This is a genomic window from Colwellia sp. SU-HH00943, from assembly GCF_057546125.1.
The window spans coordinates 885,703-908,422 of sequence record NZ_BAAJLW010000001.1 but is presented as its reverse complement, the minus strand read 5'-3'; the positions used below and the strand labels follow the sequence as shown (position 1 = coordinate 908,422).

The 22,720-nt window shown below is 38.9% G+C and carries 19 protein-coding genes and 1 riboswitch; of the genes, 5 read left to right on the top strand and 14 right to left on the bottom strand.

Annotated elements, in window-relative coordinates:
- Window positions 1-4: 4 nt before the first annotated feature.
- From thiS to thiC, 3 genes are read right to left on the bottom strand one after another with little or no spacing between them, the layout of a single operon-like run.
- A complete protein-coding gene (thiS, locus tag AC27GZ_RS03930; RefSeq protein WP_487093568.1) occupies window positions 5-217 on the bottom strand; it encodes a sulfur carrier protein ThiS in 213 nt (70 codons plus the stop codon).
- Entirely contained in the window at window positions 214-1,434 is a 1,221-nt protein-coding gene (thiO, locus tag AC27GZ_RS03925) for a glycine oxidase ThiO (RefSeq protein ID WP_487093567.1), read from the bottom strand. Before thiO ends, thiS begins: the two co-directional genes overlap by 4 nt.
- The gene (thiC, locus tag AC27GZ_RS03920) at window positions 1,409-3,370 is read right to left on the bottom strand and encodes a phosphomethylpyrimidine synthase ThiC (protein WP_487093566.1); all 1,962 of its coding nucleotides are present in this window, start codon (window positions 3,368-3,370) and stop codon (window positions 1,409-1,411) included. Before thiC ends, thiO begins: the two co-directional genes overlap by 26 nt.
- Before the next feature lie 83 nt (window positions 3,371-3,453).
- Window positions 3,454-3,551, bottom strand: a riboswitch (TPP riboswitch).
- 164 nt (window positions 3,552-3,715) lie between these two features.
- Here thiC and AC27GZ_RS03915 point away from each other — a divergent pair.
- Both AC27GZ_RS03915 and AC27GZ_RS03910 read left to right on the top strand, forming a co-directional pair.
- The gene (locus AC27GZ_RS03915; RefSeq protein ID WP_487093565.1) at window positions 3,716-4,306 is read left to right on the top strand and encodes a HutD/Ves family protein; all 591 of its coding nucleotides are present in this window, start codon (window positions 3,716-3,718) and stop codon (window positions 4,304-4,306) included.
- On the top strand, window positions 4,306-4,962 hold the full coding sequence (locus tag AC27GZ_RS03910; RefSeq protein WP_487093564.1) for a lysoplasmalogenase: 657 nt from the start codon (window positions 4,306-4,308) through the stop codon (window positions 4,960-4,962). Before AC27GZ_RS03915 ends, AC27GZ_RS03910 begins: the two co-directional genes overlap by 1 nt.
- 289 nt (window positions 4,963-5,251) lie before the next feature.
- Here the strand turns inward: AC27GZ_RS03910 and AC27GZ_RS03905 are convergent, their stop codons facing one another.
- The 3 genes from AC27GZ_RS03905 to AC27GZ_RS03895 all read right to left on the bottom strand — a co-directional run bounded on the left by AC27GZ_RS03905 (window position 5,252) and on the right by AC27GZ_RS03895 (window position 8,874).
- Window positions 5,252-7,624 (bottom strand): fatty acid cis/trans isomerase, encoded by a 2,373-nt coding sequence (locus AC27GZ_RS03905; RefSeq protein WP_487093563.1) that lies wholly within the window; start codon window positions 7,622-7,624, stop codon window positions 5,252-5,254.
- Window positions 7,625-7,807: 183 nt separating this feature from the next.
- Window positions 7,808-8,227 (bottom strand): VOC family protein, encoded by a 420-nt coding sequence (locus AC27GZ_RS03900; protein ID WP_487093562.1) that lies wholly within the window; start codon window positions 8,225-8,227, stop codon window positions 7,808-7,810.
- 26 nt (window positions 8,228-8,253) lie between these two features.
- The gene (locus tag AC27GZ_RS03895; protein WP_487093561.1) at window positions 8,254-8,874 is read right to left on the bottom strand and encodes an NADPH-dependent FMN reductase; all 621 of its coding nucleotides are present in this window, start codon (window positions 8,872-8,874) and stop codon (window positions 8,254-8,256) included.
- Between the two features lie 182 nt (window positions 8,875-9,056).
- Here AC27GZ_RS03895 and AC27GZ_RS03890 point away from each other — a divergent pair, with 182 nt between their 5' ends.
- Together AC27GZ_RS03890 and AC27GZ_RS03885 are read left to right on the top strand one after the other, a co-directional pair.
- Entirely contained in the window at window positions 9,057-9,677 is a 621-nt protein-coding gene (locus tag AC27GZ_RS03890; protein ID WP_487093560.1) for a helix-turn-helix transcriptional regulator, read from the top strand.
- A 100-nt stretch (window positions 9,678-9,777) separates the two neighbouring features.
- Window positions 9,778-11,340, top strand: a complete 1,563-nt coding sequence (locus AC27GZ_RS03885) for an FG-GAP repeat domain-containing protein (protein WP_487093559.1) — start codon at window positions 9,778-9,780, stop codon at window positions 11,338-11,340.
- A gap of 56 nt (window positions 11,341-11,396) precedes the next feature.
- On the opposite strand, the gene nrdD is transcribed toward AC27GZ_RS03885, so the two are convergent.
- From nrdD to AC27GZ_RS03870, 3 genes are all read right to left on the bottom strand, one after another.
- Window positions 11,397-13,193 (bottom strand): anaerobic ribonucleoside-triphosphate reductase, encoded by a 1,797-nt coding sequence (gene nrdD, locus AC27GZ_RS03880; RefSeq protein WP_487093558.1) that lies wholly within the window; start codon window positions 13,191-13,193, stop codon window positions 11,397-11,399.
- Window positions 13,180-13,677: an anaerobic ribonucleoside-triphosphate reductase activating protein gene (nrdG, locus tag AC27GZ_RS03875; RefSeq protein ID WP_487093557.1), complete on the bottom strand. Its 498-nt coding sequence runs from the start codon at window positions 13,675-13,677 to the stop codon at window positions 13,180-13,182. Before nrdG ends, nrdD begins: the two co-directional genes overlap by 14 nt.
- Window positions 13,678-13,912: 235 nt before the next feature.
- Window positions 13,913-15,220 (bottom strand): ATP-binding protein, encoded by a 1,308-nt coding sequence (locus tag AC27GZ_RS03870; RefSeq protein WP_487093556.1) that lies wholly within the window; start codon window positions 15,218-15,220, stop codon window positions 13,913-13,915.
- A gap of 142 nt (window positions 15,221-15,362) precedes the next feature.
- Between AC27GZ_RS03870 and AC27GZ_RS03865 the strand changes: the two genes are divergently transcribed.
- On the top strand, window positions 15,363-16,058 hold the full coding sequence (locus AC27GZ_RS03865; RefSeq protein WP_487093555.1) for a hypothetical protein: 696 nt from the start codon (window positions 15,363-15,365) through the stop codon (window positions 16,056-16,058).
- Between the two features lie 56 nt (window positions 16,059-16,114).
- Here AC27GZ_RS03865 and ilvA read toward each other — a convergent pair whose 3' ends face one another.
- The 5 genes from ilvA to ilvG form a co-directional block, all read right to left on the bottom strand.
- Complete coding sequence (gene ilvA / locus AC27GZ_RS03860) at window positions 16,115-17,671, bottom strand: threonine ammonia-lyase, biosynthetic (RefSeq protein ID WP_487093554.1); 1,557 nt, start codon at window positions 17,669-17,671, stop codon at window positions 16,115-16,117.
- Window positions 17,671-19,533 (bottom strand): dihydroxy-acid dehydratase, encoded by a 1,863-nt coding sequence (gene ilvD, locus AC27GZ_RS03855; protein WP_487093553.1) that lies wholly within the window; start codon window positions 19,531-19,533, stop codon window positions 17,671-17,673. The genes ilvA and ilvD overlap by 1 nt, the downstream gene beginning before the upstream one ends.
- A gap of 133 nt (window positions 19,534-19,666) precedes the next feature.
- Complete coding sequence (locus AC27GZ_RS03850) at window positions 19,667-20,593, bottom strand: branched-chain amino acid transaminase (protein WP_487093552.1); 927 nt, start codon at window positions 20,591-20,593, stop codon at window positions 19,667-19,669.
- A gap of 100 nt (window positions 20,594-20,693) precedes the next feature.
- On the bottom strand, window positions 20,694-20,966 hold the full coding sequence (gene ilvM, locus AC27GZ_RS03845) for an acetolactate synthase 2 small subunit (protein WP_487093551.1): 273 nt from the start codon (window positions 20,964-20,966) through the stop codon (window positions 20,694-20,696).
- A gap of 1 nt (window position 20,967) precedes the next feature.
- Window positions 20,968-22,632, bottom strand: a complete 1,665-nt coding sequence (gene ilvG, locus AC27GZ_RS03840; protein WP_487093550.1) for an acetolactate synthase 2 catalytic subunit — start codon at window positions 22,630-22,632, stop codon at window positions 20,968-20,970.
- Between the last annotated feature and the right edge of the window lie 88 nt (window positions 22,633-22,720).

Sequence of the window (22,720 nt, the reverse complement as noted above, 5' to 3'; positions counted from 1 at the left end):
GACATTATCCTCCTTGAATAGGTTGTAGCACATCTAAGCTATCACCATTATTTAAGAGGGTTTGCTGATAATCTGTTTTACCAACAAAATCACCATTTAAGGCTACAGCAAAGGTGCTTTCTTGAGGCTCAATAAAGTAGCGTTCAAGAGCTGCTGAAACCGTGACTTTTTGCACTTGAGTAAATGTGTATGGCTTACCATTAATATGAATATTCATGAAATATACTCTGCTATGTTTGCTTCACTGCTCAGGTGAGTTATCGGTAATAAATGCTGATATGGGAGGGCGTGTTGGTGATCATTTTCTATTTGACTAATTAACGCAAGTGTTTGCTCTAATACAACAGGGGCAACTAAAAAACCGTGCCTGAATAAGCCATTGACTTGAATAAGTGAACCTTGGCAACTTACCTTAGGCTGATTGTCATTAAACGCTGGCCGACATTGGCTGATATGCTGGCGAATATTTGCTTCGCCAAAACCAGGGTGAACACTGTAAGCTGCACTTAATAACTCCATGGCTGATCGAACTGTCATCGGGGCGTTGTCATCACTTTCAATTTCAGTAGCACCAACCACATAAAAACCTTTTCCTTTTGGTGCGATATAAAGCTGATACCTTGGGTGCATAAGTCTCACAGGACGAGAGATGTTGACTTCTGGGGCGAATAGTTGAAAAAGCTCACCACGTACAGCACGTAAATCATGCAAAGGTTTACACAACTTATGACTGTTTTTAGTGGTGGCACCTGTACCTCGGCAATCAATCACTAAATCAAAAGTTTGTTGATGAACTGAGCCTAGATGTTGGTAGCTGAGCTTACTATTATTTGCTTGGTGATCAATAGCAATAACATTCGCTTCACTTAACCAGTTAAACTGACAGATATTGCTACCTTCATTTTCAAGTTGTTTACGTAAGGCAATTAACAAACGGCGATTGCCTAGTTGTCCTTCTTGCGGTAAATATAAACCTTGATTAAAGCTACGGCCGATTTCTGGCTCAAGCCTCAGCAACTCCGTTCTACATAAATGCTGTGCACTGTGCTGTGGATAGTTATCTTGTAAATGACGAACAAAACGTTGGTAATCCCCTTTGTCTTGCTCGTGACTTACCATTATTGCGCCAGTTTGCTGAAAAATAGTGTGCTCATCTAAACTGGCAAGTAATTGTGGCCACAAACGTAATGATTCAAAGCCCATGGCAACAATATTGTCTTCACAATGCAGTGACTCCCCTAATGGCGTCAATAAGCCAGCCGCGGCATAAGCCGCACTGTTATGCCCTTGTTTAGTATCTTTATCGAGCAGGGTAACTTTGTCCCCTTTGCGAAGCAAAGCTAGGGCGAGTAATCGCCCAACTAAACCTGCGCCAATAATGGCAATATTCATCAGTGTTCCGTCGTAACTATTTGGCTGTATGGTAGATTTCACTACCAGTGGCTTTAAACTCGGCAGATTTTTCTTGCATAGCTTGTTCGATAGCAGCATCTGAAGAGCTTAATGTCAGCGTTTCATCAAGGAGTTTGATACTAATTTCCCCTTTTTCAAGATCGTCAGCATAGTCACGAACTTCTTGGGATATTTTCATTGAACAGAATTTTGGTCCACACATAGAGCAAAAATGTGCCACTTTGCCTGACTCTTGCGGCAGAGTTTCATCGTGGTAGGCTTTAGCCGTTTCAGGGTCTAATCCGATATTAAATTGATCATACCAACGAAACTCAAAACGCGCTTTACTCATTGCATTGTCGCGAATTTGCGCACCCGGATGGCCTTTCGCTAAATCGCCTGCATGAGCAGCGATTTTGTAAGTTATTAAACCTTCTTTTACGTCTTCTTTGTTTGGTAAACCCAAGTGTTCTTTTGGTGTTACATAGCAAAGCATGGCACAGCCGTACCAACCAATATTAGCAGCACCAATGCCTGAAGTGATGTGATCATAACCCGGCGCAATATCTGTGGTTAATGGCCCTAAAGTATAAAATGGCGCTTCACCGCAGTGCTCTAATTGCTCTTCCATGTTTTCTTTGATCATGTGAAGCGGTACGTGACCTGGGCCTTCAATGATGGTTTGCACGTCATGTTTCCAAGCGATTTTAGTAAGCTCGCCTAATGTGCGTAATTCAGAAAATTGTGCTTCATCGTTGGCATCGGCAACTGAGCCTGGGCGCAAGCCATCGCCTAATGAAAATGAAACATCGTATTGTTTTAATATTTCACAAATATCTTCAAAATGCGTGTATAGAAAGTTTTCTTTATGATGCGCTAAACACCATTTAGCCATGATAGAACCACCACGCGAGACAATACCAGTAACACGTTTAGCCGTCATTGGCACATAACGTAATAACACGCCAGCGTGAATGGTGAAGTAATCAACACCTTGTTCGGCTTGTTCTATTAGCGTGTCGCGAAATATTTCCCAAGTTAGATTTTCAGCAACACCATTAACCTTTTCTAATGCTTGATAAATTGGCACAGTACCAATAGGCACAGGCGAGTTACGTAGAATCCATTCACGTGTTTCATGAATATTTCGACCTGTTGATAAATCCATAACGGTGTCAGCCCCCCATTTGGCTGACCAAACTAATTTTTCAACTTCTTCTTCAATTGAAGAGGTTACTGCAGAATTACCAATATTGGCATTTACTTTTATCAAAAAGTTACGACCGATAATCATTGGCTCACACTCAGGGTGATTGATGTTTACTGGAATAATGGCGCGGCCACGAGCTACTTCATCTCGCACAAATTCAGGGGTGATTTGCTTAGGAATGCTGGCACCAAATGATTGACCTTTGTGCTGCTGTAGTAAAATCTCATCTTTAACTTCTTGGCGTTTTAAGTTTTCACGAATGGCTATGTATTCCATTTCTGGGGTAATAATACCTTGTTTGGCGTAATGCATTTGCGAGACATTTTTGCCTTTTTTTGCTCTACGCACTTTAGGTAAATGCTCAAAACGGATATGGTCGATACCTTCATCGGCTAAACGTTGTTGCGCATATTGCGAGGTGTTTGACGCTAAGAAGTCAACATCGTCTCGGGCATCAATCCATGTTTCACGTAAGCGCGGAATACCTTTGTGTACGTCAATTTCAACATTGTCATCGGTATAAAAGCCAGACGTGTCGTAAACACAAAGTGGTTCATTTTTCTCATAAATAGGCTTTTCTTTACTGCCGCCCACTAAAGTGTCAGACAAGGTGATTTCACGCATACCAACTTGAATGTCGTGAATATTACCTTTTACATAGATTTTTTTGGAATTTGGGAAAGATTGATCTGATACGTTTTGTAAAAAAGCTTGGGCAGTTTCGCGTTTTTCACGTCTGCTTGCTTTGTTTTGGGGTTGTTCGCTCATGGTCGCTACCTATTTTAAATCACTAAAAAAGAAGCGGAATGACAACAATAAAGGTGAGTAATGAAGAAAATAGCATTATATAGCAACTATTTACTCTTGTTCCCTACGCAGATACTAATCTGTTCAGGTATTACGGATCCCGCTTACGCGATCTCAGCCTTTGGCACTCCGACAAGTTTGCATTTTTTAAGTTAACTAAAATGCGAGGGGATTCTAACTTAGAGATTCGCTATTTAGCAAGTAGCAATTATTATGAGATGTACTTTCACACTAGCCTAGCTTAAAAAGCTTGCCTGTATTGTTATCTTAAGTTGATAATAAGGAAAATTATTATTAGGTTGCATTATGCTCACAATTATTAAACCCTCTCAGTTCAACACTATTCCGTGGAAAAATGGTCAAGGAGAAACAACAGAATTGGCCATTAATGATAATGGTGATTTGGACAATTTTGATTGGCGTTTAAGTATTGCTAGCGTTGTTAATGATGGTGTTTTTTCTAATTTTGATGGTTATGATCGTAATCTGGTGTTGATTTCTGGAGCAGGTCTGAGTCTTACTCATGATAATAAAAAAATAGATCAATTAGATGAACTACTCAGTATTGCAAGCTTTTCGGGTGGTTGTAAAACTTATGGTAAGTTAAACAAAGGGTCGATCAAAGATTTTAATATTATTACCCGTACTGGCAAAGTTTCAGCTAGTGTGAATTGCTATGATGAAACACAACAAGTTATGGTGAAGTTATCGAAAAACAGCCTTTGTTTTGGTTATAGTCTAACTGATGATATTGTTGTTGAAACTTTTGAACAAAAAAGTACTTCAGTACCTGTCGGTCATTTAGTGAAAATATCTGCGCAAAATAACGCATTAACTGATAAGCAATTATTAACAGGTAAAAACATGATAATTGTCCAACTAGAAATGATCGGATAATGAGTGAAAATATCAATAAAACGGCCTCTTTAAGTTTTCTACTGTTTGCCAGTATTTTTGTCATCTCTACTTTAATGAAACCCTATCCCTTGAGTTGGGGGGTAAAACTGTTGCCTATGTTATTACTGATTGGGTTGGCAATTAAATATGTTAGTTTTAGCCAAAGTGGTAAATATTTTGTCTTAGGTTTGATGTTTTCTGCTTGCGGTGATTTTATTCTTGATTACGATCGGCAAAATTGGTTTATTTTTGGTTTAGCTGCTTTTTTTATTGCCCATTTGTGTTACTTGATGGCCTTAAAGCCCCGCTTTGAAAAGCTGAAACAACTCAACTATCAAATTGTTTTTGCTCTGTATGCTTTGTTCGGCATTGCAATGTTATGGCTGTTCGTTGATGGCTTGGAACAGTTATTTATCCCCGTCGTTGCTTATATGATTATTTTATTGTTGATGGCCTTGGCAACCGTAATTAGTCAACAATCTAACCTTTGGTTAGTCATAGGGGGAATAAGTTTTGTGTTATCGGATTCTTTGATTGGTATTGATAAGTTTTATTTGCCTATGGAGCATAGCCATTTTTTCATTATGATAACTTATTATTTTGCGCAGTTTTCCTTATTAAAAGGTATGTTAGTCACCCAAAGTCAAAATCATTAAAGGTTAACTGAAAAAAAACGCCAAATTGAAATTTGGCGTTTTTTATTAAGGAAGTCTCAAAAATTATTCTTTATCTTGTTCTGATTTATTTTCGACAACTTGCTCTTGATCTTGCTCTTTTTTCTCTTGATGGTTTTCACCACCGCATCCGCCACAACAACCCATGATAAATCTCCGATAATGTATAAAAATAATTAACAGAATAATACCTGAGTAAATTACTCGGTTACTTGATCAAGATCAGCCTTCTCTCAAGTGAAGTAATAAACTTGCTGTTATAGCCGTTGAATCAACGATTCTCCAAACGATTAAAGTCTAATAAACCGGCAGAATTAGGTTGATTTTTCTGATACCAAGCATGAAGTTTATCGGCAAACTGCCAGAAGTTAGGGCTGGTTCGGCGAATGGCGAATCTGTCCTTTAATTCACTATAGTCGTCCTCTGTTTTGACTAACTCCAGTGCGCTAACAAAGTCGCCGAGTTCTTGTTCTGTGACGGTGAAAAAAGCATTTGGATAGGTACCAATAATGCCCGCAACCACAGTTAAGGTGTCTTCAGCAGGTATGCGGCGCTCATTTTCAGAAAACAAGTGTGCCACATTGGTGTGGGCGCTGTTATTAATCAGAGTGTAGACAGAGTCACCTTGACTGCCCGTAACCATCAAATAGCTTACTTGGGGTAATAGTGCAACACTGTCCCCTTTTTTATTCGTTAAGCGTTGCAGTTTGTAATTACGTTGACTTTGAGACAATTTGAAGCGATTAGCTTTTTCGTTGTTTGTATACTGCGAAACTAATTGTAAAAATTCTTGTTGTGGCTGTTTGGTTTTATAACGAATATTGGTTTGTGGCAGTTGATCAAAGTCATCTGAAAAAATATAGTCTTTGATGGAGTCGCTAGTATTTCGATACCAATATTCATGAATACTACGGCGATCTTCTTTGGGCAGAAAAGCAATAAAGTTACTCTCTGCTTCCATACGGAGAAAGTCCATATATAAGCGTGTCTTCAATTGATGACTAACATTGCCATAGACATCAAACCCCGCCACCAATAAATAATGAATACGCTCTAACAGTGGGTAAGAAATGACCCAAGCCGTTTTAGGTGTTTCGCCCACGAAGCCTTGTTCTACTGAGGCGCTGTCAAAATGGCGGAATACCGTCAGTGTAGCATTTGGGTTGCCATCGCCAGACCAAAGTAAATCTAGATCTATGTCATATTGATTGAAGCCTATTTGTTTTAAGAAGTGCAGTTTGTTTTTTAGGTAATTTTGTTGACGTTTTGCATATGAGTTCCAATAAAGTAGCGATAGGGCTTTGTCACTGGTGCCCGCAGGTAGTTGTAGTAATTCGCTATTATCATCAATAAAACCTTCACTATGGAATTTATCCAAATAATCAGGGTTAACAAACATTACCCAGAAATGGTCTTCAATGACATTAAGAGCAATTTGACCTCGACAAACAGGTCCTTTAATAAAGTTCATGATAGAGAATTGCGCTTGCTCTAGTAAAAACAGGTAGCGAGATTTTGCCGGCAATGCTTTAAAGGTAACAAAGGGGTTAGAAGCCGTTTTTAATTGATAATCGGGTAGTTGTTCCACTTGATATTTTGGTGCCATAAACAGCTTATCTAAATGAGTCAGCTTGGCTAAATCAAAACGGTAGGGCATATGTCTCTTGGCAATGATGGTGTCGTTATTCTTCATTAATCGATAATAAACTTGGGGGCTCTCATTGGCCGAAGATGCATTTTCAAAAGGATTATCGAAAGGACGGCGACTATTTATCATGCTCACAGCTTCACCCGGAGGTGTGCTTGAACGTACTAACCTAAAATAGTGGTCTTGGTTTTGATCGAAATATAAATTGGCAAGATATAAGTGCTCATATAAATAACGGGACACGAGTTGTTGTTTGTTTGAGGCTTTGTTTAGCCATGCCTCCCACTTTTCTATAATGGCTAATTCACTGGCAGTTGCTGGCTCAGGAATAGGCAGTTTTGCGCCATCTTCTATCCAGCTTGTGATGTTAGTGTATTCCTCATCAGACAACCCCGGTAGCCCAAACGGCATACCCGCGAGTGGGTATTTGGCTTTATATCGCTCAAATTCTTCAATGGTGGGGCATTGCTGATCACGACTTAAAGAAACATCGAAGCTTTCATCCAGTAATGTACTCTCAGGTAATGGATGTTGCTGTTTTAACTGTAACATTTGATACATAAGGCCAGCATTTTTATTTGCTATGCTGTTTTGCTGGCGCTCATTTAGCACACTGAAAAAACCTTCTTGGCGAAAATTAGTTAAATCGTCATGGGTTAACTTGGTTAATGCACTTAAGCTTTTATTATTTTTTGCTGTAAGTAAGCGCTCACCATTGTAGACTGTTTCTTTACTTGCACCACGTTCTAATCCAGCTCGGCTTTCTAGTTTCAACTGGCATGGTGCATCGTAACAGCCATGACAAACAACACAGCGATTTTCAATGATAGGTTGAATTTCTTCACTAAAGTGGGTGCTTTGCTGTTGAGTTATGGAGTCAGCATTTAAACGATTTTCGACATTAGCCATGCCGTAGCGTTTATCAAACTCCATAACACCTAACGTGGCACAACCAGAAAAAAGCAGTAGCAATAACAGGTAATAAAATTTACGCATATAAATCCATTAAGCGGTAGTGAAGAGAGTATTCATCTAATTGAAGTAACTAAACAAATTTTAATCTGCTTAGCTGTTAGTGTAAAGGTGATATAAATTAAGCTGAGCTCGACCTAGCTAGTGTGTCTTTAGCTAAGATTTAACCACAATGGATAAAGTGAACTACACTGGCAAATTGCCTTATTATGGGTATGTATTTCTCTGTGCTGGCACGTCACTAAAATATTGGACAAACTCCACTTCATAACCACTTGGATCAATAAAGTAAACATTACGTCGGTAGTTATCTTCTGGTCCGTATTTATCAACTGGAAAACCAGCATGCGTTAAACGTTCTATGACACCTTGTATATCACTGGTAACGAAAGCAAAGTGTGCAAGGCCAACTTGGTGTCCTGTTAAATCTCGGTTATTACCTTCACCATTATCATTAAAGGCAATGTATTGGTAATCATCACCAAAATGAAGCCAGTGGCGCGTTTTGCCATACCATTTACTTTCGCCACCGCCTCGAACATGCCAGTGTGGAAAAGCTGCTTGGTAAAACGCTAATGATTGTTTGATATCAGTGACGACTAAATTTATATGCTCTAAGGTAATCATGTTGTTCTCCTAAAATTGAATGTTAATTACATGCCATACGCATATTGTGCTTGGTTTTCATATGGCAGATGGTTTAGCTCTGCGCGTAAACTTTTAAGCGCTTTTGCGTAGTTGTGTAATGTATGAAGGCTGTAGCCTATGCGGTGACGTATTTGTGTATCGCGCTTATCAGTCGTTGATGCATTATTTTCATGAAGATTTAAAACCGCTTCGACATTTCTGATAATAAGGTGATCAGGAATAGCCACTAACTTATTATTTTTAAAGGCATTCATTCGCAGCTCTGCAACAGGGTAAGCACCACTTATACCACTAGAAATAGCGGTAATGAGTACAGGTTTATGTGCAGTATCTTCACTTGAGCACATCAATAAGAAATTTTTTAATAATGGTGAAGCCATACCACCCCACTCAGGCGTGATAACGATGAAGGCATCGGCGCTTTGTAGGTGCTCACTGATAGTTAACCAGTCACTTGATGGTGAATATTTACTATCATAATTTCCATCCCATAAGGGTAAATTAAATTGGCAAAGCTCTAAATGTTCAATGCTGTTATAGCCTGTGGCTGTTTCAGCTAAATAGTTGGCGACTTTTTTACTTTGTGATTCTTGCCTTTGACTGGCACTGACAATAACTAACTTCATTCTTTTATCCTTATTCCTATACGTATTATGTAAATATTTTTGTTTATTTAATATTAAGTAAAGTAAATTATTTATATAATCGTGTCAACCATAAAGGCAATATAAAATAAATTAAAAAGTTTACTTAAGGCCGTTTTAGGTGATAATGGCGGTATAGGTAAATGTTTTTAATAGGATTGACGATGAAAACCCACGATAAAATTATTGAATTGTTAAAGACACAGGGGCCATCAACAGCAAAAGTGTTAGCGTCAGCATTGGGTTTAACTACCATGGGAATTCGTCAGCACATGTTGGCACTAGAAGAATCAGAAGAAGTGACTTTTAAAGATGAAAAAGCCGCGCGCGGAAGGCCAACACGCTATTGGTCACTCACCGAAAAAAGTAATAGTTATTTTACTGACAGTCATGATGAACTCTCGTTGCAATTAATTGATTCTGTGATTGCGGTATTTGGTGACGACGGTTTAGATAAATTGATAGAAAATAGAGAAGAAACTTCACTACGTAGCTATCGTTTAGCGTTAGCAGATAAATTTGGGGTTGAAGAAAAGCTTATTATGTTAGCAAAACTTCGTAGTGATGAAGGGTATATGGCTACAATCACACAAGATGGGGATGTTTTTTGGTTGCTAGAAAATCATTGCCCAATTTGCGCTGCTGCAACTAAATGCAGAAATTTTTGTCGAAGTGAATTGCACTTGTTTCAAACGTTATTAAACGAAGTGGCTACCGTTACACGAGAAGAACACATTGTTGAAGGAGCAAGACGCTGTGCTTACAAAGTGATGCCTTTACATTAAAGAAAACTTAATATGTAAATATCTACTTACAATTTCAGGTGGTTAGTTATCATTTAAAACAAGGTAAGCTTAGTTTTAGTCTATTTAAAAAAGGATAGTTATGCGGGATCGGTCATTGTGGTGTTTTTTGATATGTCTACTCACAGCGGTAAGCTCACCAATATTTGCCAGTAGTGCTAAGTTAGTTGGCACTAAAGTTACTTTTCAAACTTACGAAATTACAGCCCCCTTTAAGGTTAGTTTGCCAGTGATTGCTGTTGATATTGTTTCATCAGAGCAATTTCCTGCCGATGAGTTAGTGGTTATCGGAGAAGATGAACACAATCAAATTTGGTTAGCTGCTTATGTTTTTCATGAAAAAACCAATCGATTTATCTTACTAGATAAATTACCGATTTCAGATAACTATTTTGCCTTTGATGTCGGTGAAAATAATGAAGGCTTATATTTTTTATCAAAGAACCATGTCGTTTCACTGAGCTATAAAAGTCATTTAAATCATGCAGAAGAAGCTGAGTCGGGTTTATATTTTCAGCATCAACAGAATATAAATTCGATTTTTTTACTTGAAAGCTCTAGTTTTATCGTAGAAAAAGATTTTATTCAGGACGTTAATAATGATGAACTCGACGATATTATTTTAGCGGATTTTCAACAAACAAATTTATGGCTTGCTAACAAAAATCAGCAAGGTTTTATCCCTGTTTCACTGCCAATCGCAGCACAAGCTGAGTTAGAAAGAAGTAGTGTTTATTTCAAATCAACCAAATTATTTTTTGCCGATTTTGATGTTGATGGTTTACAAGATGTTGCTTGGATATCTACCGGTAAAGTGAATTACTATCGTCAACTTCCTCTAGGAGGGTATTCCTCTGAACTAACATCGATAGCCTTAGCTGACGACATACATGGTTTAAATTGGTGGCAAATAAAAGAGTCTGATGGTCAGAATTTAGATCAGAGTAATTTGGTGCATCGTGTTGTTGAAGAGATTAAAGATATCAATGGTGACGGCTTAACTGATGTTGTTGTACGCTTTACTCAGAGCTCAGGTGTATTAGATAGAGTAAATAATTATGAGTTTTATTTAGGTCAAACTAATGAAAAAGGCCGCTTGGTTTTTCCTAACAAACCACACTCATCAATTGAAGCGGATGGTACCTTAACTGGCTTAAAAATTATTGATGTCAATTACGACAATAAGTTTGAAGTGTTGCTTTCTTCGTTCGAGCTCAGTGTCAGTAATATTATTGGTGCCTTGCTAGCCGGCGGGATAGATCAAAATGTGCTGTTATTTGCGCTTGATGACAATGATATTTATAAAGCTGATCCTGTTATCAGTAAAGAAGTGGAATTAAGTTTTAGTTTAACTTCAGGAAAAAGTGGCCAGCCTATTGTGCAGTTAGCCGATGTGAATGGTGATGAAATACAAGATCTAATGTTATCGTCTGATGACGATGAGTTGGACATTTTTCTAGGCCAACCTGGCTCACGCCTTTTTAATCGTAAAGCAAGTAAACATACTTTACAGCTACCTAAAAACGGCGCTTTATTTGCCCATCATGATATTAATAATGATGGCAAACAAGACTTTATAATGCGCTATGGCCGTTTAGATGATAAGAGTATGGCGAATAAAGTCACCATACTCTTAGTTCAATAGAACATTCGTCCAATAGCTTAATGCCTCAAAGCTCAATAGTTAAGTAATATGGTCGCTTAAGCCGCATTACCAGTGTGATTATGTTTATGGTAATGACGTAAGGCGTGCTCTTTTTGTCTGCCCTGACTAAATGCCGTCACTCTTTTTAAATAGCCAATCACGCGGGTGCCGTGATCAATATTTAAACTACCACAATGGGCGCATTGATCTAATGTGCGTTTATCAATGGCTTCACAGCAATTACAAATAGTGATTTTTACGTTGATACAAAAATAATTGCACCCTGTTTTGGCTGCGACGTTAAAGAGTTTTAAATACGCGTCACTAGATAATGATTCATCAAGGTTTAAGTGCAGCGCTGAGCCGCCATCTAAATATTGCGTGATTTCTTGCCCGTGTAAAATGAATTTATCTAGATGATTGGTGTTTTCATCCTCTACTAAATAAAAGTACGAGTTATAACAATCGCGTTGAACATGATAACCATCTTTACGATCCCATTTAGCGTTTTTCACCCCTAAATTTTCAGCAGGTACAAATTCAGTATTGAACATATAACCGTAGGTTTTTTTCGCCAATTGGTTTGCTTGGTAAATCACTTTAAGCTTACTGCTGACAAAATCTTTATAAATCTGATTATTGCCAACATTAATACCAGAATACTCTGCGGCTTCTGCCATGCCGTTAATACCAATAGTAAGGAACTGTTTATCAAGTGAGATAAAACCGGCGTCATAAACTGATAGTGCCCCTTGCGCTTTATAGTCTTCCATCAATTGTCGGTAGGCTACTTGGTATTTTTGTATTTTCTCAATCTCGTCTTGTAAATCACGGCCGTCTTGAACAAGACGATTCATATTTAAGGTTATGACGTTAATAGATCCGGTTGCTACACCTCCTGCGCCTAAGGTATAAGAAAAAGTATTATCAGAAATTTCGTTACGTAAACGGCAACAGGAAGCAAGGGAATCAGCACTGTCTGATAAATAGATGAAGAATGAATTTCCCTCAGCTTTTTGCTTGGCAAGTTTTAATGCAAAGGCTTTATCTTTACATTCTCCATTTTCTGTCAACATGGCAGCCGTGACGACAGGAAAAGTTAATACTGACTTTTCACGCTCTTTATTTAACCAAGTAAGAAAAAAGTGTTGGAGCTGGTCAACAGTTTGCCAGTTAGGTTTGGAAAAGTCTGGAAAAACAAACTCTTCAAACATGGCTGAGAAATAGTGCTGATCAAACAGTGAAATATTCCAAAAGACACTTTGGTAACCACGTGCAGCAGCCGGTTGATTAATCGCATAAACTACATGTTGCAGATGGTTTTCAATTGCTTTGGTGTGTGTGGTTAAATAGTCTTCTCCGTATTCAAGGCGGGCAAAATAGTCAAAATAGGTAATAAATTCAACGGTGGCTACTGCACCCGCAAATTGCGCTGAAATGGCAAAAATTAAATTAACAAACGAGCCACAAAAAGATTCGAGATGTTTAGGCGCTTTAGATTCCCCACCGAGTTTAGTTAAACCGTCCAGTAAAAAAGGATACATACTAATTGATGTGCAATAGGGTTTTAAACTGGTTTCATCGTGCACATAAATTTCATGAGCTTCTATTTGTCGTATGTACTCACTAGCCAGTTCATCACCAAATTCGCTGCGAATTTTATCTTGAACTAAGGCGCGGTTAATTTGCACAAAGCAATCTTTCATTAACTCGGCTTCTAAGGTGGCAATGTTTTTATGACTGACGTTGGCATTAGCATCCATTTTGGAGCCGTCAGCAGCATTTTTTGCTAGAAAATATTGCTGGATGAAATCTTTTTTATTATTAATTTGTTGTTCACTAAGCGGCAACATTGTTAACTCCTTTTGAAGAATAATTTGAATGATTTTTTATGAATAAGTGGTTTAGTTTTTCACCTGTCGCAAGGTTGCGAAAAATTTGATTCGATATTGGACTTTCTAGGCCACCCAATTCAGCTTGCCATGAGCCTGTCTTTAGAAAAGTTAAATGTTGAGAAATATTAATGTCGATATGCTTTTCACCAGAATAGAGGCATGTTTTTAAACCGATATTTTTAGCGATAAGTAACTTGTCGATTAAGGCGCTGGTGTTCCATTCGCCACCAAAAAAAACGACACAACTGATGAGGTGTTGATATTGTTTTAGCCAATGGATAAAAACCGCATTGGTTAAAGGGCTACCATAATTTTCCTGCCATAACTCTGTGCTATGACAGCCTTTACAGCCTATTTTGCAGCCGGTAATACTAAAGCATAAGCTTATTTCACCAGGTACTTCTTGAAAAACAATGCTAGGAGCAAGGCAGTTAAATTTCATGATTTGACCTATATATGGTGTTTTTTATTTTTGTTAAGCACAATATATAGTAGTTTTTGGTTTTGAATAGTTGATCGAGATCAACTTTTAGTGAAGAGGTGCCTATATGTGGTATTTACGTGTGGTAAAAAACACCATATATAGTGTTTTTTTGCTGAGTGAGTAGCAGGGCGGTTTAGGTAGATAAAGGAAATTACCTTTAAAGAGGATTTACTGTTTTGAATCTATTCGATGCTTATGCTTTTTGGCTTTCTGGGCTGGCTTTGAACTGATAAATAAAACAAGCACCGTCGTTATTTTTATCAATAAATATTTTGCCGTTGAGTTTTTGGGTAATTAAGTTATAAACAATCGACATACCAAGCCCAACGCCACCACTTTGTCTAGCGGTAGTAAAAAATGGCTCAAATACATGCTCTTTGGCTTCATCAGATAAGCCAATGCCGTTATCTTTATAATACACTTCTATTAAATCTTTTTTGGCGACAATATTGATTAAAATCTTGTTGTTTTCATTATTAGCAAAGCCATGTCGAACACTGTTGGTGATCAAGTTTGTTAATATTTGCGCATGTACCCCAGGGTAGGTTGCTAAGGTTATATTCTCATCACCTGTAATCTCTAATGAGGCACTTTTGGTTTTTAATATTGAATTTAATGTTGAAGTAATTTTAGCGTAATAACTTTTAATATTAATGGTTTCAACTTCTAGTTGGTGTTGATCGACAGCAGTTTTTTTGAAGTTTTCGATTAACTCTTTAGCGCGTCTTAAATTCTCCCCTTGCATAGTCAGTGAGTCATGCACCGCTTGGCGATAATGATCCATATCCTTCATACTAAGGTTGGCATTAACTATTTTGTCAGTAAGCTGCTTATGCTCGTCAGTAATTATGCTGTGTGTCGTTATGGCTATACCCAGTGGCGTATTGACTTCGTGAGCAATGCCGGCAACTAAGCCGCCTAAAGCCGCCATTTTTTCTGATTCAACAAGTTGTTGCTGTGCTTGTTGTAATTTTTCGACAGTACTCGATAGTTCTAAAGTACGCTTTAGTACTTTTTCTTCTAGACTCGCTTCATAGTCTCGACGTTCTAATTCTGCAGCAATACGACCAGAAAATATTTTGAATAAAGTGATCACATCTTCATCGTTATAAGTTTCGTGTTCGTAAAGCGCGACTATCAACCCCATGACATGCTGCTTGGAGTCATGCAAAGGAGCGCCTAAATAACCATCAATTTTCATATCAATTAATAACTGATCTTTGGGAAATTTGGTGCAAACACCTTTGGGGTAATAACAAACAGAGTTATCAGCAACGTTAGCACAAGGGGTATCTTCGAGGGAATAAGTAAAATTATCGACGAGCTGACCTTTGGCAACTAAAGCGATAGTTTTAGATGTGTATGCTTCTTTATCAAGTAATGCGATAAAGGTGTAATCTGATTTAATGATTGAATGCAGTGCCAAAGTTATAGCATTGAAAAAGTCATCACCATAAGTATTTGATACAGCTTCAATTACTTTTTGAATATCACTTTGCATGGTATATTCCTAGTAATCTATAATTACCACATTGATTAATGTAACTATGGCACAAGTGCTTATTTTTGTGAACTTAGACAAACTATTTTAATGAAATAAACGAATTTTTGATTAAGCTGGAATGGATTCAAAGCAATAAAATATGAGCTATTTACATAAATACTACTTTTTACTTTTCATTAGCATCAACATTTCTTTGATTAGCTATGTTAATGCTCAAGAGACGAGTATTAAAACTGTTCATATCACCATTCCGCTATCTGATCGATTTACTCTGCCTTATGAAAAGCACTTATTGTTTGCTTATCGACAATTGGGGTATCGAGTTATCTTTGAAAGAGTTTTAGCCGCAAGAGCGAGAGAAATGGTGGACGCTGGACGGCTTGATGGTTTATTAATTGCAGAAAAAGAAATTGAAAATTCCTATCAAAACGTATTACGTGTTCCAGTGGTGTTAGCCAAGGGTACGCTGGTGTTATATTGTGCAAAAGATGTTGTTTGTCATAAGTCGGCATTGAATGATGCCAATAATGTTATTGGTGTTTTGACGGGAAATAATATTGCTTCAGGCATAATGCAAAATCAACAAGCTTCAGCTTATGCGATTAAAGGTGAAGAGATATTAATAGAAATGCTCACTAAAAAGCGTTTGCAATATATTTTGGTGGTGAAAACAGATCAAGTGGGCCATGCGGCTGATTTTGATGAAAGTCATTTTCAAAAGTTTGAGGTTGCGCGTTCAGAAGGGTATCACTATGTGAATAAAAAACATCAGCATATGATACCTGAATTAACACAAGCGCTAGAGTTAGCTATTCAAGAGCTTGGAAATTTTTAACCGCGATTAACAAATGATGCTAATCGCTATGGGCGGTTAGTTTAACTCTCGAAAAATTAATTTAAAAATGCTTGGTAAGCAAGGTTTTCCGTCGCTTCTTGAAACTGATAACCCAGTGCATTAAGGTGCTGAAAAAATTCATTTTCTTTAGTATCACTGACTTCAAAGCCAGCTAAAACTTGCCCAAATGCGGCGCCATGATTTCGATAATGAAACAGGGTGATATTAAATAGCTCACCCATAGCATCAAGGAACTTTTCTAATGCTCCTGGGTGCTCTGGAAATTCAAAGCTGAAGATACGCTCATGTTTTTTATCAAGGCTGTTTTTACCGCCAACCATATATCTTACATGTAATTTAGCGAGCTCATTATCGGTGAAATCAATGGCTTGATAATTCGCTGAGGCTAACTCATTAAGCAGCTGCTCTCTTTCTTCAACACTGCCGCCTAAGCGTATACCCACAAAGACATTAGCGCTTTCTTCGCCAGTATATCTATAGTTGAATTCAGTCACCGCACGGTTACCGATAGTTTGGCAAAAGCGCTTAAAGCTACCTTTTTCTTCAGGAATTGTGACGGCAAGTACCGCTTCTTTTTTCTCACCAAGTTCACAGCGCTCAGACACATAACGTAGACTGTGAAAATTCATGTTGGCACCAGATAATATTGCCACTAGCGATTGGTCATTGATTTGTTCAATGGCGCAATATTTTTGCAAGCCAGCTAAAGAAAGCGCTCCTGCAGGCTCTGCAATAACACGGGTTTGTTCAAAAATATCCTTTATTGAGGCGCAAATTTCATCCGTGCTAACGGTAATCACATCATCACAGTATCGTTGAATTAAATTGAACGTTTGCTCGCCAATACGTTTAACGGCAACGCCATCGGCAAATAAACCCACTTGTTGTAAATCAACAGGTTTACCAGCGGATAATGCCGCCTTTAAACACGCAGAGTCTTCCGCTTCTACACCAATTACTTTGGTGTTCGGGCTTAATTGCTTTAAGTACACCGCCATACCGGCTAATAAGCCACCACCGCCAACAGGCACAAAGACAACATCAGCATTGGGTTGTTGCTGTAGTAACTCCTTTGCCACTGTACCTTGGCCAACAATCACATCTTCATCGTCAAATGGATGAATTAAGGTTTTGTTTTCGGCTTTAGCGTACTCAATTGAGGCTGCTTGTGCTTCGTTGAAACTGTGACCCACTAAGCGCACTTCACCACCAAAACGCCTAACATTATCCACTTTAATATCAGGTGTAGTTTTAGGCATGACAATTGTGGCCTTAATACCTAGTTTATTAGCCGCTAATGCTAAACCTTGAGCATGATTACCCGCTGAAGCGGCAATCACACCGTGAATACATTCAGCTTCACTTAAATTGGCTAACTTATTACAGGCGCCACGCAATTTGAATGAGTGCACAGGCTGTTGATCTTCACGCTTTAAATAAATTTGATTATTTAGTCGCGAGGATAGCTTGGTTAAATGAGTGAGTTCAGTTTCAACGGCAGTGTCATATATAGGCGCAAGTAATATGCGCCTTAAATAATCGAGTTGCTCGGCCTGCTGGGCTATTAACGCTTGGCTTTGGGTCTTGGTCATTACTTGTCAGTTAATCCATCAAGTAAATCACGGTTACGCACTGCACCTTTATCAGCACTAGTTGCTAACAAGGCATAGTTTTTAAGGGCATAACTGATTGGACGTACTCTGTCTTTTGGTTGCCATGCGTTTTTACCCTTAGCATTCATGGCACTACGGCGAGTAGCTAACTCTTCATCACTAATGGCTAATTTAATGCTACGACTTGGAATATCAATTTCGATAATATCCCCTTGTTCTACTAGACCGATTACACCACCGCTAGCAGCTTCTGGTGATACATGACCAATAGATAAACCTGAAGTACCACCGGAGAAACGACCGTCAGTTAATAACGCACAGGCTTTACCTAAGCCCATCGATTTTAAGTAAGTCGTTGGGTATAACATTTCTTGCATACCTGGACCACCTTTAGGGCCTTCGTAGCGAATGACCACAACTTCACCTGCAACTACTTTACCCGCTAAAATACCTTCAACGGCATCGTCTTGGCTTTCAAAAATATGTGCTGGGCCGGTGAATGTTAAGTTGTCATCACTAACACCGGCTGTTTTAACTACGCAACCGTCGGCAGCAATATTACCTGTTAATACCGCTAAACCACCTTCAGTAGAGAAAGCATTCTCAAGTGAACGAATACAACCTTCACTGCGGTCATCATCTAAGGTATCCCAACGACAATCTTGGCTGAACGCTTTGGTAGTGCGAATACCAGCAGGGCCTGCGCGGTAGAATTTTTTCACGTCCTCGTCTTCTGTCACGGTTATATCGTATTTCGCTAAATGCTCGGTCAGACTCGTCCCTAAAATATTGGTGACGTCAGTTTTTAATAAATTAGCTCGGGCTAATTCTCCTAAAATACCGATAACACCACCGGCGCGGTGTACATCTTCCATGTGATATTTCTGGGTTGACGGTGCTACTTTACAAAGCTGAGGTACTTCGCGAGATAATTTATCCATGTCAGTCATGGTGTAATCAATACCTGCTTCTTGAGCAACGGCTAATAAATGTAAAATGGTGTTGGTTGAACCACCCATAGCAATGTCTAAACACATGGCATTGTGCATAGCATCGCGGTTAGCAATGTTACGTGGTAATGCACTTTCGTCATCGTCTTGGTAGTAACGTTTCGTTAGTTCAACAATTTGCTTACCTGCTTTTAAAAATAACGCTTCGCGGTCAGCATGTGTTGCTAACATAGAGCCGTTACCCGGTAAGGCTAAACCTAATGCTTCAGCTAAACAGTTCATTGAGTTAGCAGTGAACATACCTGAACATGAACCACAAGTAGGACATGCAGAGCGTTCAACTTGATCACTTTGTTCATCAGATACTGTTGGATCAGCACCTTGGATCATGGCGTCTACTAAATCAAGCTTGATGATTTGGTCGGAAAGCTTAGTTTTACCCGCTTCCATTGGTCCACCAGAGACAAAAATAACAGGAATGTTTAAGCGCATTGCTGCCATTAACATGCCCGGAGTGATTTTGTCACAGTTAGAAATACATACCATGGCATCTGCGCAGTGAGCATTTACCATATACTCAACAGAATCGGCAATTAAGTCACGTGAAGGTAAGCTGTAAAGCATGCCTGAGTGACCCATCGCAATACCATCATCTACGGCAATGGTATTAAATTCTTTAGCCACGCCGCCAGCTTCTTCAATCGCCCCGGCTACTAATTGTCCCATGTCTTTTAAATGAACATGTCCTGGTACAAATTGAGTAAAGGAATTTACAACCGCAACGATTGGTTTGCCGAAGTCGCCATCTGTCATGCCTGTTGCGCGCCATAAGGCACGAGCACCGGCCATATTACGGCCTTGAGTAGAGGTTGCTGAACGTAGTTTTGCCATGATGATATTTTCCGATTTACCTATTGAGTGATATTAAAAGGTGAATAATAATCGCGTTATTATTCACCTGTATTTTTTATAGCCTAAGTTACTATTGGTTGAAGAACTTTGAGCTGAGGTAGTTTTTTGGTGGTTATTCAACCGGCTCTAACCAACCCCATTTATCTTCTGTGCTACCATCAAAAATGCCGAAGAAAGCTTCTTGTAGTGCTTTTGTCACAGGCCCTCGAGTGCCTGTACCAACTGGTAATGCATCAACAGTTTTTACCGGTACAATTTCAGTAGCAGTACCTGTCATGAAGAATTCATCCGCAACATAAAGAGCATCACGAGCAATAGGTTCTTCACGTACTTCATAACCTAAATCTTTGGCTAAGGTCATAACTACATCACGTGTTAAGCCCGTTAAAATAGATGCGGTGCTAGGTGGCGTATAAATAATGTTGTTGCGCACTAAGAATAAGTTCTGTCCAGCACCTTCACTAACCATGTTATTCACGTCTAAAGCAATACCCTCTGTGTAGCCATGGCGAGCTGCTTCCGTTGAAATTAATTGTGATGACAAATAATTACCGCCCGCTTTTGCTGCAGTAGGCATAGTGTTCGGCGCTAAACGGTTCCAACTTGAAACACCTACGTCTACACCATTTTCAATTGCGTCAGCACCTAAATAAGCTTCCCAACTAAACGAGGCTATCATTGCATCTGCAACGGCATCTGTTGGTGGACGAAGACCCATACCGATATCACCTAAGAAGAATAAAGGGCGTAAATAAGCGGATTTTAAATTGTTCTTCATAACAGAGTCTTTACATGCTTGAATAATTTCCTCTTGGCTATAAGGAATATTCATACGATAAATTTTTGCTGAATTAAAGAGGCGCTCAATATGTTCTTCAAGACGAAAAATACAAGTACCTTTGTGAGTTTCGTATGCTCGGATGCCTTCAAAAACTGAAGAGCCGTAGTGAAGCGCGTGACTCATTACATGAACGGTGGCATTTTTCCACGGCATGAGTTCTCCGTTGAACCAAATTAAATCTGCATTTACTTTTGCCATTTTCTTTTCCTAAATTTGTTGCTGCCGTCTGACATCTTTTAAAATAATAGTCGAAGACGGAATAATTAAATCTGTTTTTTGTGTAATGGGTTAATGGTAACTATGCACTACACTCTTTAGCACTAGGCTGCTGTGATACGCTATTGTCTACCTTGACACTCTTGATGTCGACCAGTTTATTGATTTGGTCAATTAAAAGTGAAATAGCGCGATTACTGCTAACAAATAGTTCTATAGTGGCAATATTATTACCGGTATTTACTTTTGCTGTTATGCCGTTGATCAAAAAACCACGATATCGAGTGACTTGTAAAATTCTTTCAAGTACCACTTGTTTGTCATCAGCCATGATGATTAATGTGTAATTATTCATACTATGCACTCTCCATCATTTCATTGTTGGCGCTATTAGGTGGAACTAATGGCCAAACATTGTCTTTGGCATCAATTTTCACTTGTAAGAAGTAAGGACCTTTGTGATCAAGCATTTCGTTAATCGCCTCAGTTACTTCACTCTTTTTAGTGATTTGTTTGGATTTAATATCGAATGACTCAGCTAACATACAAAAATCTGGATTATCTGCTAAATCAGTCTCGCTCAAACGGCCTTCAAAAAATAAATCTTGCCATTGGCGAACCATGCCCAATTTTGCATTATCAATTAGTAATACTTTGACAGGAATTTGATAACGTTTGATGGTCGCTAACTCTTGTACATTCATCATGATAGAGCCGTCACCTGAGACAGTAATTACCGTATCATGAGGGCGACTAATTTGGGCGCCAATTGCAGCAGGCAAACCAAAGCCCATAGTACCCATACTACCACTGGTTAAAAAGTTACTAGGATCATCAAAAGACATATGTTGTGCAGCCCACATTTGGTGCTGACCAACATCAGTCGTAACACAAGTATTTTTTGGCATTAAATCACTGACTTCTTTTAGCACAGCAGGCGCATATATATTTTCACCTGGGTGATCATAACGCCATGCCCAATCAGCTTTCATTTGTTGAATTTTTGTTTGCCATTGTTCAATGTTTAAAGACATTGTCAGTAAAGGTAAGTTCTCTTTTAAATCACCTAAAATTGGAGCGTCTGCCTTTCTGCGCTTATTAATTTCAGCGGTATCAATATCAAAATGAATAACCTTAGCTTCAGGGGCAAACTGATCGAGTTTGCCTGTCACTCTATCATCAAAACGCGCACCAACAGCAATTAACAAGTCACAATCGTGAACGGCTAAATTCGCGGCTTTAGTGCCGTGCATACCTAGCATACCTAAATAGTTTTCATCCGTTGTATCTAATGCACCTAAACCTTTAAGTGTTGATACAGATGGCATACCTGTTTCACGTGCAAACGCTCTTACTTCATCGATGGCATTTGCCATGCCAACACCACCACCTACATAAAGAATAGGTCGTTTAGCATGAGTAATTAACTCAATGGCTTTGCTAATGTCAGCAAGTGGTAATTTTACTTTATTCTTCAGTGGCGGTGCAGCTTTAAACGTTTGTTCAACAGCGGCTATTTGTACATCTTTTGGAATATCAACTAGCACAGGGCCTTGACGACCTTCTAGTGCAATTTCAAAGGCTTGATGTAAAACTTTTTCTAATTCATCAACATGACTCACTTGGAACGAGTGCTTAGTACAAGCGAGAGATAAACCAAAAATATCAACTTCTTGGAAAGCATCACTACCCATAGCAGCCGTTGGAACTTGACCTGTGATTGCAACAACAGGAATAGAATCTGCTAACGCATCAGCAAGGCCTGTAATCAGGTTGGTGGCACCTGGGCCAGAAGTGGCCATACAAACCCCCACTTGACCAACTGCACGTGCATACCCAACTGCAGAGAATGAAGCACCTTGTTCATGTCGGCAAAGGAAGTGCTGAATATTGCTCTCTACCAGCGCATCATAAATAGGCATGATTGCACCGCCCGGGTATCCAAAAACATGTTTAACGCCATGTTGTTCAAGTACTTTAAATAATAATCCGCCGCCCGTTAACGGCTTGTTGTCAGTCATGATAATTCCAAAATAGTTGTGTTGTTTGGCTTTTTTAAAACTCGCTTTAGAAAAAACAAAACCCTCGGTTCTTTCGAAGCGAGGGTTT

What these genes read in the sequence shown, in the direction of transcription:
- AC27GZ_RS03895 (WP_487093561.1), bottom strand. Translation starts at nt 8,874, where the DNA reads ATGAAGTTAGTTATTGTCAGTGCCAGTCAAAGGCAAGAATCACAAAGT.
- AC27GZ_RS03850 (WP_487093552.1), bottom strand. Translation starts at nt 20,593, where the DNA reads ATGGCAAAAGTAAATGCAGATTTAATTTGGTTCAACGGAGAACTCATG.
- thiC (WP_487093566.1), bottom strand. Translation starts at nt 3,370, where the DNA reads ATGAGCGAACAACCCCAAAACAAAGCAAGCAGACGTGAAAAACGCGAA.
- nrdD (WP_487093558.1), bottom strand. Translation starts at nt 13,193, where the DNA reads ATGTTGCCGCTTAGTGAACAACAAATTAATAATAAAAAAGATTTCATC.
- AC27GZ_RS03865 (WP_487093555.1), top strand. Translation starts at nt 15,363, where the DNA reads ATGAGCTATTTACATAAATACTACTTTTTACTTTTCATTAGCATCAAC.
- ilvA (WP_487093554.1), bottom strand. Translation starts at nt 17,671, where the DNA reads ATGACCAAGACCCAAAGCCAAGCGTTAATAGCCCAGCAGGCCGAGCAA.
- AC27GZ_RS03870 (WP_487093556.1), bottom strand. Translation starts at nt 15,220, where the DNA reads ATGCAAAGTGATATTCAAAAAGTAATTGAAGCTGTATCAAATACTTAT.
- AC27GZ_RS03900 (WP_487093562.1), bottom strand. Translation starts at nt 8,227, where the DNA reads ATGATTACCTTAGAGCATATAAATTTAGTCGTCACTGATATCAAACAA.
- AC27GZ_RS03890 (WP_487093560.1), top strand. Translation starts at nt 9,057, where the DNA reads ATGAAAACCCACGATAAAATTATTGAATTGTTAAAGACACAGGGGCCA.
- AC27GZ_RS03885 (WP_487093559.1), top strand. Translation starts at nt 9,778, where the DNA reads ATGCGGGATCGGTCATTGTGGTGTTTTTTGATATGTCTACTCACAGCG.
- thiS (WP_487093568.1), bottom strand. Translation starts at nt 217, where the DNA reads ATGAATATTCATATTAATGGTAAGCCATACACATTTACTCAAGTGCAA.
- ilvG (WP_487093550.1), bottom strand. Translation starts at nt 22,632, where the DNA reads ATGACTGACAACAAGCCGTTAACGGGCGGCGGATTATTATTTAAAGTA.
- AC27GZ_RS03915 (WP_487093565.1), top strand. Translation starts at nt 3,716, where the DNA reads ATGCTCACAATTATTAAACCCTCTCAGTTCAACACTATTCCGTGGAAA.
- ilvD (WP_487093553.1), bottom strand. Translation starts at nt 19,533, where the DNA reads ATGGCAAAACTACGTTCAGCAACCTCTACTCAAGGCCGTAATATGGCC.
- AC27GZ_RS03910 (WP_487093564.1), top strand. Translation starts at nt 4,306, where the DNA reads ATGAGTGAAAATATCAATAAAACGGCCTCTTTAAGTTTTCTACTGTTT.
- AC27GZ_RS03905 (WP_487093563.1), bottom strand. Translation starts at nt 7,624, where the DNA reads ATGCGTAAATTTTATTACCTGTTATTGCTACTGCTTTTTTCTGGTTGT.
- ilvM (WP_487093551.1), bottom strand. Translation starts at nt 20,966, where the DNA reads ATGAATAATTACACATTAATCATCATGGCTGATGACAAACAAGTGGTA.
- nrdG (WP_487093557.1), bottom strand. Translation starts at nt 13,677, where the DNA reads ATGAAATTTAACTGCCTTGCTCCTAGCATTGTTTTTCAAGAAGTACCT.